This is a genomic window from Prosthecobacter algae, from assembly GCF_039542385.1.
Lineage (GTDB): Bacteria > Verrucomicrobiota > Verrucomicrobiia > Verrucomicrobiales > Verrucomicrobiaceae > Prosthecobacter > Prosthecobacter algae.
This window is the reverse complement of record NZ_BAABIA010000019.1, coordinates 1-11,474: the sequence shown is the minus strand read 5'-3', so window position 1 is coordinate 11,474 and position 11,474 is coordinate 1. Positions and strand designations below refer to the sequence as shown.

Here is an 11,474-nt window from a genome sequence, read left to right as displayed (position 1 = left end):
CCTGGTAAGGTGACTTACCTGGGGGCCTTGAACAACACGGTTTCGCGCACGCTCACGGTGAGTGTATCAGACGGCAGCCTGAGCACCTCCACCACCAGCACGATCCATTTGGCACCGGTGAATGATGCGCCGGCAGTGGCAGCGACGCTGACGGACACGAGCTGGACACCTGCCTCGGCAATGTCTGTCGCACGCATCTATCACACCGCGACACGTCTGAGCGATGGCCGGGTGCTCGTGGCAGGTGGGACCAACGGCGCCACTTTGTCTACCGCAGAGGTTTATGATCCTTCCTTGGGCACTTGGACTGCGACGGGAAGCATGCCTGGCATTCGCCAACACCACAAAGCCGTCAGACTTTTGGATGGTCGAGTGCTTGTCTCCGGTGGTTACGATGCCTCCGGCGTCCTTCAGACCAGTGCGCTGTACAATCCGGCCACGGGCACCTGGGCAGCGACGGGGAACCTCAATACGCCGCGAGTGGATCACGTGATGACCTTGCTGCCCAATGGCAAGGTTCTGATGGCGGGAGGCCGTAATTCGAGCGTCATGGTTTCCCCTGCGGAAATCTATGACCCGGCAACGGGCCTCTGGACCACGACGGGGTCTCTCCTGAATGTGCGATGGGCACCCACTGCCACCCTGCTGACGGATGGCCGTGTACTCATCGCCGGCGGTGACCAGGGAGCTGGCAATGCCGCCACAGCGTCGGCTGAAATCTACAACCCAACCACGGGCACGTGGACGGCGACCGGTGGGCTCTCCTCAGCACGCTATGTGCATGCGGCAGCCCTTCTCCCGAATGGCAAGGTGCTGGTGGCGGGTGGCTTCAGTGGCAGTGCGACACGGGCAAGTGCGGAGCTTTATGATCCGGCCTCGGGAACGTGGTCGGTCACGGGGACGATGGCTGCGGCACGCGGTGCTACCGAGCTGACGCCCCTTGCCGATGGGCAGGTTTTGATCAGCAGTGGTAGGCAGTTGAGTCCTTCTGTCTTCCTGGCCAGCGCCGAGATTTACAATCCAGCCCTCGGGACATGGACGACCACCAGCAGCCTGGGCACAGCAAGGCAGTATCATACTTCCACGGCCTTGGCAGATGGGCGGGTCTTGGTGACAGGTGGGGAGGGGAACTCAGTCGTGCAAAACACTGCGGAAGTTTTTGCCCCTCGTGTGGCTGGCGCCGAAGGTGCAACGCTGACGCAGACGGGCACTTTTGCAGATGCAGATGGCAGGGCCACGGTCACGCTCACGGCCTCTTCAGGGACAGTGACTCAAAACAACACAGCAGGCACTTGGAGCTGGTCTCCTGCCGTGGGCTTTGATGGGCCTTCGTCCTCCACCGTGACCATCACGGCGACGGACTCTGGCAGTGCTGTGGCGAAGGCAGCCTTTACCTTTGTTCCGACAAATGCGGTCCCCACGGTGCAGATCAATCCCCCCACCACGTTGCTGACAAATGTGGCTCTGAATTTCCAGTTCGTGGCTACGGATGCTGCCACCGCCGATCAAGCGGCCGGGTTTGCCTGGTCCATCAATTTTGGCGATGGATCCGGTGTGCAGAGCGCGCCAGCCGGAACGGCATCTCCTTATGTGCGTTCTCATACTTACACTCAGTCGGGCGAGTATGTGGTGACCGCGACAGCGACGGATAAGGATAGCGGCGTGAGCATCGCCGCGACAGCATCGGTGACAATCTTGGGCTCTGAAATTGCCGTTACTGGCAACGGAAATCTGATTGTGGATGGAGACAGCACACCTGCTCTGGCAGATCACACCGACTTTGGCAGCGTCTCGGTTTCCAGCGGCTCGATCTCCCGCACCTTCACCATCGCGAATACGGGAAGTTCTGCGCTGAATCTCACAGGTTCAGCCCCGAATTACGTTACTGTTTCAGGTTCGACGGATTTCATCGTGACGACGCAGCCGACCACGCCGATTGCGGCCACCAGCGGCAGCTCGACGTTTGTGGTGACTTTCAATCCAAGCAGCGGTGGCATCAAGAACGCCATGATCAACATCGCTAACGACGATGCGGATGAAACGCCCTACAATTTTGCCATTACGGGCGAAGGGCAGATGCCGGAGCCGATTCCTTCCACCTTGGGAGATGTGGTCACTGCCGGGGATGCTCCTGGGGCCAATGGCACGACCAACATTGGGGAATTCAGCGTGCTGCGCCGGGGCGGCTTCCTGGCGGAAAATGGGCACCTGGTTTTCCCTGGTTTCCTTCAGGTGGGCAGCGGCTCTCCGGCGGTGACGGCAGCGGATGCCTCGGGCATTTGGAAAACCGCTGGTGGCAATCTTTTCCTGGTGGCCCGCACGGGGACGGTGGTTCCAGATCTGCCTGGTACCCAGTTTGCCACGGTGCCAGAGGCACCGGGGCTGAGCGAAACGGGTGAAGCCTCGATGCTCTCCACCTTGGTCATTGGCAGCGGTGGGGTCACCTCGGCGAATGATACGGGTCTGTGGAGTGAAATCGGCGGGGGTGGCCTGCGCTTGCTGCTGCGTGAGGATGACAACGTGCCTTCCTTGCCTGGTGTGAAAGTGGGCTCATTTGCCTCTGGCTTGTATGCCACGGCCAGAACCGGAGCCAGCACGGGCGAAGCGGTCTTCTCCGTGACTTACAAAGGAGCCAGCACCAAAACGGCCCTGCTGCGCACCAGCGTCAGCGGTGCTACCACCACGGTGAGTGTGGTGGCGCAGGAAGGCGAGGTCGCTCCTGGTGCCTCACCTGCTGCGAACTACGCGAATGTGGCGGGCAGCTACAGCGACCCAGGGCGCATGGATGCGCAGGGGAACTTTGTTTATGCCGCATTGACCACTCCCGGCAATAAGGAAGGCATCTGGTATCAGCCCGTCACGGGCGGCACGCCAAGCAAGGTGTTCTTTGCAGGTGAAACGGCCCCCGGCACGGGCGGTGCGACCTTTGCCCGCCTGCAGCGCCCGTCCATGGGCAGCAATGGGTTCATCAGCTTCCGCGCTACGCTGAACCGGGATGGTGACAATGCCGCCAATGCCCGTAACGACGGCATTTGGAATGGCAGTGCATCGAATCCGGCCAGCTTCACCTGCGTGCTGCGCCGTGGAGATGGCGTGGCGAAAGTGTCGAACCTGCCAGTGGGCAGCTTGGTGGGGAATCCCTGGGGCGGCTGGCTGACCAACAGCAACCTGGGAGCCTGGAGAGCCTGGCTGGACGTGGATGGCGATGGCATCAGCTCGACAGCGGATGGAGACGTGAATGCGATCTTTGCGAACTTGTCAGGAGCGATGCAACTGGCTGTGAAAGTGGGCGATGCGGCCCCGGGAACCGCCGGAGCGAGCTTCAGTGGATTTGACCTACCGATGGTGGGAGGCAACAACCAGTATGCAATCCTGGGGAACCTCACGGGAGGTGACACGGTGACAGGGAATAACCAAGGACTGTGGAAGAGCGGCCCGAATGGAGGAGCGCTGACGCTGGCGATCCGAAAGGGTGAAAGCATCCCGACGACGGAAGGACCCAAGGTGGTGACGAAGATCGACGTGCCGGGATCCAACCAGACGGACCGCCGCTGGGAACAGCCGGTGATGGACAGCGCAGGCCGGATGGTGGTGTACGTGACGTTTGCCGATGGCAGCACCAGCCAAGTGATCCTGCCTTAATTTCATCCTACTTAACCTGTGAGCGCGAGGGTTCCCAAAACCTCGCGCTTGACTAAAATTAAGTCTCTGGTGAGTCTATTAAAACGCCCAGTCATTCGAACCTTTATTTAGGTTGATTCTGTGACTGATGTTAGGTAATCGGACTGTTTCCTAGGTTGATGAAATGTGGATTTTATTGATTTATTTTTAAAGCCTAGAATCTGAAGAAAAACAGCCTCTTGAAAGTGAGATTGTCGAATGGGTTTTTCTGAAAATCCAAGTGGCGGCTAAAGATCTGACTAGTCAGGTTGGGAGTAAGACTTGTGGTCCACGACCTTCCTTTTGCCTTACATCACGTTTTCGATCGCAGGCAGGATGGGAGAGTTTCGGGTCACCTGGGTCACTTTTCTCCGCCTATCCTGTGTTTTTTGCTGCTTTTCCTATGATCTACCGATGGTCCGCCCCACTCGCATTGTTTGCCGCACTGAGCCTCAGTTTTCCCCAGCTCCAAGCCGAACCTACGGCTGTTTCAAAGGCTTCGCGCGCATCCGGCACCAAGGGTCAGTCCCAGCAAATCACCTCTCCGGATCAGGTGCCTCAGGGGCTGGCGAAGTCCGACTGGCAGAGCATTCGCGCGGCTCATGAGGCAGGGCAGCATGCTTTTCAGCCCGTCCAGGGGAAGGATGGCCACTGGCAGGCGCGGAATCCGGGGCAGCAGTGGCACACCACCTTTGACCAGCGCGGTTTCATGGCCATCCCACAGGGGGGAGGCTGGACCTGGGGGCTGGAGCTGCAGAGCTACGGCTTTGGCCAACAGCAGCGTGCAGTGCAGGGGAAGCCTGGGGTGAGGGCCGAGGGGCAGCGCCTGAGCTACCAGTGGGATGAGGATGTGCAGGAGTGGTTCGTCAATGATCAGCGCGGGCTGGAGCATGGCTTTACCATTGTTGGTCGTCCCGCCGCAGATTCAGCTCCCGGCTCACAGCCCGCCCTTCTCAGCTTCACCCTTTCGACACGAGGCGGCCTGACGCCAAAAGTGGCTTCTGACAGCGTTCAGTTTCTAAATGCCACCGGAACCACGGTGCTGAACTACAGCGGCCTAAAGGTCTGGGATGCGGATGGTAAAACCCTGCCTGCGCACTTTGAGCCAGCGGGAATTCACGGTTTCCGCCTGCTGGTGGATGAGTCCACCGCCCGTTACCCCATCACCATTGACCCCGTCGCCCAGCAGGCCTATCTGAAAGCTGGCAACTCTGGGGCAGGTGACAGCTTCGGCTTGTCCGTGGCGGTGTCTGGTGACACTGCCGTCGTCGGCGCCTACTTGGAGGATAGCAACGCCACGGGCGTCAATGGCAATGCCGCAAGCAACGATTCTAACGATTCCGGTGCCGCCTACGTCTTTGTCCGCAGCGCGGGTGTGTGGACCCAGCAGGCCTATCTGAAAGCCAGTAACACCGATGCAAACGATCAATTCGGCTGGTCCGTGGACGTGGACGGTGACACCATCGTCATCGGGGCCTGGACGGAGGATGGCGGTGCCATCGGCGTCAATGGCGATGCATCCAATAACGGTGCTATCGATTCGGGTGCGGTCTATGTCTTCACGCGCAGCGGCACCACCTGGACTCAGCAGGCCTATCTGAAAGCCAACAATACTGGGGCGGGCGACCTCTTCGGTGTTTCTGTGGCGTTGTCTGGAGACACTGCCGTTATCGGCGCCAACCGTGAGGACAGTAACGCCACCACGGTCAATGGCGATAGCTCCAACAACACCGCCACCGAAGCCGGCGCGGCTTATGTCTTTACCCGCAGCGGCACGACATGGACCCAGCAGGCCTATCTAAAAGCCAACAATCACGGGCCAGATGACCGCTTCGGTTCCGACGTGGCTGTGTCCGGTGATACCGCCGTCATCGGTGCTCCCTTTGAAGACAGCAACGCCACGACGGTCAATGGCTCGGGTGCCAACAACACTGCCTCAAACGCGGGTGCGGCGTACGTCTTTACCCGCAGCGGCTCGGCTTGGACCCAGCAGGCCTACCTGAAAGCCAATAATGCCGAAACCTTGGACAACTTCGGCAACTATTTAGCTGTGGACGGTGATACCGCCGTGGTAGGTGCCACCGGGGAAGACAGCAACGCGACCACAGTCAATGGCCTCGGCTCCAACAACAGCGCCTCAAGCGCTGGTGCAGCTTACGTCTTCACCCGCAGCGGCACGACGTGGAGCCAGCAGGCCTACCTGAAAGCCAGCAATGCCGAAGCGAATGACAGTTTTGGGCGCGGCGTGGCCCTGGAGGGGGATACCGCCGTCATCGGCGCCAGCTTTGAGGACAGCAACGCCAACACGGTCAATGGCGATGGCAGCAACAACAGCACCCCAAGCTCCGGTGCAGCCTACGTATTCACTCGCAGCGGTGGGCTGTGGAGCCAGCAAACTTATTTGAAAGCTAACAACCCAGATACGACGGACAACTTCGGTATCTCTGTGGATACGTCCGGGGGCACCGTTATCGTCGGGGCCTATTTGGAGGACAGTAACGCCATCACCATCAATGGCAATGGCCTGGACAACAGCGCTTCAGGCTCCGGCGCGGCCTACATTTTCTCGGGCCTCGGCGCGGCGGTGGCTGCGCCGACCCTGACCAACGTCGCCCCCAATAGCGGCCCGACCGCAGGCGGCACGAGCGTGGTGATCACGGGCACGGACTTTACAGGAGCCACCGACGTGACCATTGGCGGCACGGCTGCGACGAGCTTCACGGTGGACAGCGCCACGCAGATCACGGCAGTGACCCCGGCTGGCACCGCAGGCACAGCCAGTGTCCTAGTTACGACCACAGGTGGTACAAATGCAGCGAACACGCTGTTCACTTACATTGCTCCGCCCACGGTCACCAACGTCATCCCTGCGACGGGTAGCACGCTTGGCGGAACAAGTGTGGTGATCACGGGCACAGGCTTCACAGGCACCTCCGCAGTGACTTTCGGCGGTGCGGCAGCGACGAGCTTCACCGTGGACAGTGCCACGCAGATCACGGCGGTGACTCCGGCAGGCAGTGCAGGTACAGCCAGCGTCTTGGTCACGACCGCAGGCGGAACGAATGCGGCGAACACTCTGTTTACCTACATTGCTCCGCCCACGGTCACCAACGTCTCCCCTGCGACAGGCAGCACGCTTGGCGGCACAAGCGTGACGATCACCGGCACAGGCTTCACAGGCACCTCCGCAGTGACTTTCGGCGGCACGGCTGCGACGAGCTTCACGGTGGACAGCGCCACCCAGATCACGGCGGTGACACCGGCAGGCAGTGCAGGTACAGCCAGCGTCTTGGTAACGAGCGCAGGCGGAACGAATGCGGCGAACACTCTGTTTACTTACATTGCTCCGCCCACGGTCACCAACGTCTCCCCTGCGACGGGCAGCACACTTGGCGGCACGAGTGTGGTGATTACTGGTACCGGTTTCACAGGAGCCTCGGCGGTGACCTTCGGCGGCACGAATGCGACGAGCTTCACGGTGGACAGCGCCACGCAGATCACGGCGGTGACACCGGCAGGCACCGTAGGCACAGCCAGTGTCCTAGTTACCACCGCAGGTGGTACGAATGCGGCGAACACGCTGTTTACCTACACCGCACCGACCCCGATAGCCGCCCTGGAGGCCTATCTCAAAGCCGGTAACGCTGAGGCGGGGGACTTTTTTGGTCAAGTGGTAGCCGTCTCTGGTGACACAGCCGTCGTCGGGGCGTACTCGGAGGGCAGCAATGCGACCGGTGTCAATGGAAATGGTGCCGACAACAGTGCCTCTTACTCGGGCGCAGCCTACATCTTCACCCGCACGGCGGGCGTCTGGACCCAACAGGCCTATCTCAAAGCCAGCAACTCCGAGGCGTATGACAACTTTGGATGTTCGGTGGCCGTGTCCGGTGACACTGTCGTCATTGGGGCCTACGCGGAGGCCAGCAGCGCGACCGGCGTCAACGGGAATCAAGCGGACAACAGCGCCTTTTACGCGGGCGCGGCCTATGTCTTTACCCGCAGCGGCTCTACCTGGACCCAGCAGGCTTATTTGAAAGCCAGCAACACAAGAGAGTATGACAACTTCGGTTACTCCGTGGCCCTATCCGGCGATACCGCCATCATCGGGGCCTACGGGGAGAGCAGCAACGCGACCGGCGTCGGGGGGAATCAATTCAACAACAGCGCCACTGCCTCCGGCGCGGCCTATGTCTTTACCCGTAGCGGCACGACCTGGACCCAGCAGGCCTATTTGAAAGCCAGCAACTCCCAGGTAGATGGCCGCTTCGGTCGCTCCGTGGCCGTGTCCGGTGACACTGCCGTCATCGGGGCCTACGGGGAAGCCAGCAACGCGACTGGAGTCAACGGGAATCAAGCAGATACCAGTGCTCTTTCCTCCGGTGCGGCTTATGTGTTTACTCGCAGCGGCTCCACCTGGAGCCAGGAGGCCTACCTGAAAGCCAGTAACTCTCAGGCCTATGATAACTTTGGGTTGTCTGTGGCCCTATCTGGCAACACCGCTGTTATCGGAGCCTTCGCAGAGGATAGCAACGCGACTGGAGTCAACGGGAATCAGGCGGACAATAGCACTTCTGCATCGGGTGCGGCCTATGTGTTTACCCGGAGCGCGGGCGTCTGGACACAAAAGGACTATCTGAAAGCCAGCAACACTGGGACGACCGACCGCTTCGGCCTCTCCGTGGCCGTGTCTGGTCACACCGCCATCATCGGTGCTAGCTTTGAGGATAGTGATGCGACCACCGTCGGTGGTGATGGTAGCAATGACAACGCTACTGAAGCGGGAGCGGCCTACATCTTTAATCTCGGCCAGGCAGCGATTGCCCCGACCGTAACCAACGTCTCCCCTGCGACAGGCAGCACGGCAGGCGGCAGGAGCGTGACGATCACCGGCATGGACTTCACGGGAGCCACGGCGGTGACGTTTGGCGGCACGGCTGCGACAAGCTTCACGGTGGACAGCGCCACGCAGATCACGGCGGTGACTCCGGCAGGCAGCGCCGGTGCAGTGAGCGTCTTGGTCACGACCGCAGGTGGTACAAACGCGGCGAACACGCTGTTTACCTACATTGCTCCGCCCACCGTCACCAACGTCAACCCTGCAACGGGCAGCACCGTGGGAGGAACCAGCGTGACAATCACTGGAACGAACTTCACAGGAGCCACGGGTGTGACCTTTGGCGGTGCGCCAGCGTCGAGAGTCAGGGTCCTTAATGCCACGACCATCTCCGCCACCACTCCGGCTGGCACCGCGGGCCCAGCCAGTGTTCTAGTTACCACCGCAGGCGGTACGAATGCGGCTAACACGCTCTTCACTTATTTTGTGCCTAACTCGGCTCCGAGCTTCAACCTGCCTCTCGGCGATCTCGGGCCGGCTGGGGTGGTCTGGACGCAGAGAACAAGCGGCTTTTCAAGTTGGAGTGCGATTACGTCTTCTGCGGACGGTAGCAAGCTGGCCGCTGTGATCTTTGGGGGTCTTATCTTTACCTCAGCCGACAGTGGCGTGACCTGGACGGCACGGGACAGCAGCCGTAACTGGACTTCCATCACTTCCTCCGCAGACGGCAGCAAGCTGGCCGCTGTCGTGAGCGGTGGACAGATCTACACCTCGACCGACAGCGGCGTGACCTGGACGGCGCGGGACAGCAGTCGCAATTGGAGTTCTATCGCCTCCTCCGCAGATGGTAGTAAACTAGCGGCGACGGCTTACGCCGGTTCTATTTACACCTCGATCGACAGCGGCGTGACCTGGACGGCCCAGGCCAGTGGCACTTTCAATTGGCAAACCATCGCTTCCTCGGCAGACGGCAGCAAGCTGGTGGCCGGCGTGTATGGAGGTCAGGTCTATACCTCGACTGACAGTGGGGTGACCTGGACGGCGCGGGACAGCAGCCGAAATTGGAATTCCATCGCCTCCTCCACGGATGGCAGCAAGCTGGCCGCAGCCGTGTTAGGCGGCCAGATCTACACTTCCACGGACAGTGGCGTGACCTGGACAGCGCGGGATAGCAGCCGAAATTGGAACTCCATCGCCTCCTCAGCGGATGGGAGCAAGCTGGTGGCAACCGTGAACTTTAATTTCGTTTACATCTCGGGCGATAGCGGGGTGACCTGGACAGCCCAGGATACCAGCCGGCGCTGGATAGCGGTCGCCTCATCGGCAGATGGAAGCAAGCTAGCGGCAGCCGTGTTCAATGGTCAGATCTTTACCTCAGTCCCCGCACCGCTGCCTCCTGTGGTGAAGGCGTTGGCCGGCTCAGGCACATCCACGACGCCTAACTTTGCCTTCAATATCAGCCCGGGGCCAGCCTCAGACAATGGACAGACGGTGAGCTTCACGGTGACGAACAATAACAATGCACTCTTCACCACCCAGCCAGCCATCGCGAACGATGGCACGCTGACCTTTACTCCAGGCAATACGGTGGGTTCAGCCATTGTGACGGTGACTGCCGTGGACAACGGCGGCACGGCAGCAGGCGGTGTGGATAGCAGCGCTGCGCAGACTTTCACCATTCAAGTCTTACCGCCTGCGCCGACGGTGGCGAATGTGGCTCCGTCTTCAGGCACCACCCTCGGCGGTACGAGTGTGACAATCACCGGCACGGAATTCACCAACGCCACGGCGGTCACTTTTGGTGGCACGGCTGCGACGAGCTTCACGGTGGACAGTGCCACGCAGATCACGGCGGTGACTCCGGCAGGCACGGCAGGCGCGGCAAGTGTGTTGGTGACGACACCAAGTGGCACCAATGCGGCGAACACGCTGTTCACCTATGTGGTGCCGAACTTTGCCCCAGTGATCACTAGCAACGGTGGTGATGCCACAGCCTCCATCAACGTGGCTGAAAACAGCACGGCGGTGACGACGGTGACGGCGACGGATGCGGACCTGCCTGCGCAGACGCTGACCTACACCAAGAGCGGTGCGGATGCGGCCCTGTTCAATCTGGACTCCGCCACGGGCGTGCTCCGCTTCATCACCGCGCCTAACTTTGAGGCTCCTGCGGATAGTGGCCTGAACAATATCTACGACGTCACGGTGACTGTGACAGACAGTGGCATGCCTGCCTTGAATGATGTCCAGGCTTTGACTGTCATCGTCACCGATGTGAATGAAAGTCCGGCCGTTCGTGCCTCTTCTTCCTTCCTCGCCTATGAAACGGTGAACCCGACCCGCGATGGGGCAGGGCTGATTGTCTATACGACGAACAATGCGGCGGCTCTGGCCGCTCAACCCTTTAACCGTGTGCGTTACCGCATGGATAACACCACAGGTGGGGTAGCCTACTATGCCGATGCCTCCTTCGATGCCTGGGGAGGTCTCACCGTCGCGGGCCTGAAAGTGCCAGACGCGGGGAACATCGTCACGACGCAGCGCAGTGTGACAAATGTCTCCATCCGTTCAAACCATCCTGGGGTGACCAATAGTAACACGGAACAGGGCAGGCTGGAACTCTGGACCAATGATTACGCCACTACGGGAATCATCGGAGGATCTAGCACCGTCTATGACTATGACGATACGCCTCAATCGCCGGTCATCGGATACGGCAGCTTCCAGTTGCACAACCTTTCGGCCACCGTGCCGGAGACGGTGTTTGCCTGGAACAACCACGCAGCGGGTGTGATCCCTGATGTCGGATTTGGCAACGCGACGACCGGGATCCATCCGGACTGGACCTTTAGTAACACGGGCACCAATGCCTGGAGAATGCAGATCTACATCGAGAACAATTTCGTTCCTCCGACGATGAGCTTCACCGAAGATGTGGTGGGTAACATTCTGTTCTTCAATTCGCCCTTCCTCGATGACA

Annotated in this window: 2 protein-coding genes; both read left to right on the top strand. The window is 60.2% G+C overall.

What is annotated here, in order from left to right; translation table 11 throughout:
- Positions 1–3,642, top strand: a 3,642-nt coding sequence (locus ABEB25_RS24275) for a DUF7453 family protein (protein ID WP_345739055.1), incomplete at its 5' end; no start/stop codon positions are given.
- 421 nt (positions 3,643–4,063) lie between these two features.
- Positions 4,064–11,474 (top strand): IPT/TIG domain-containing protein (locus tag ABEB25_RS24270; protein WP_345739054.1); only part of this gene is annotated, 7,411 nt, incomplete at its 3' end.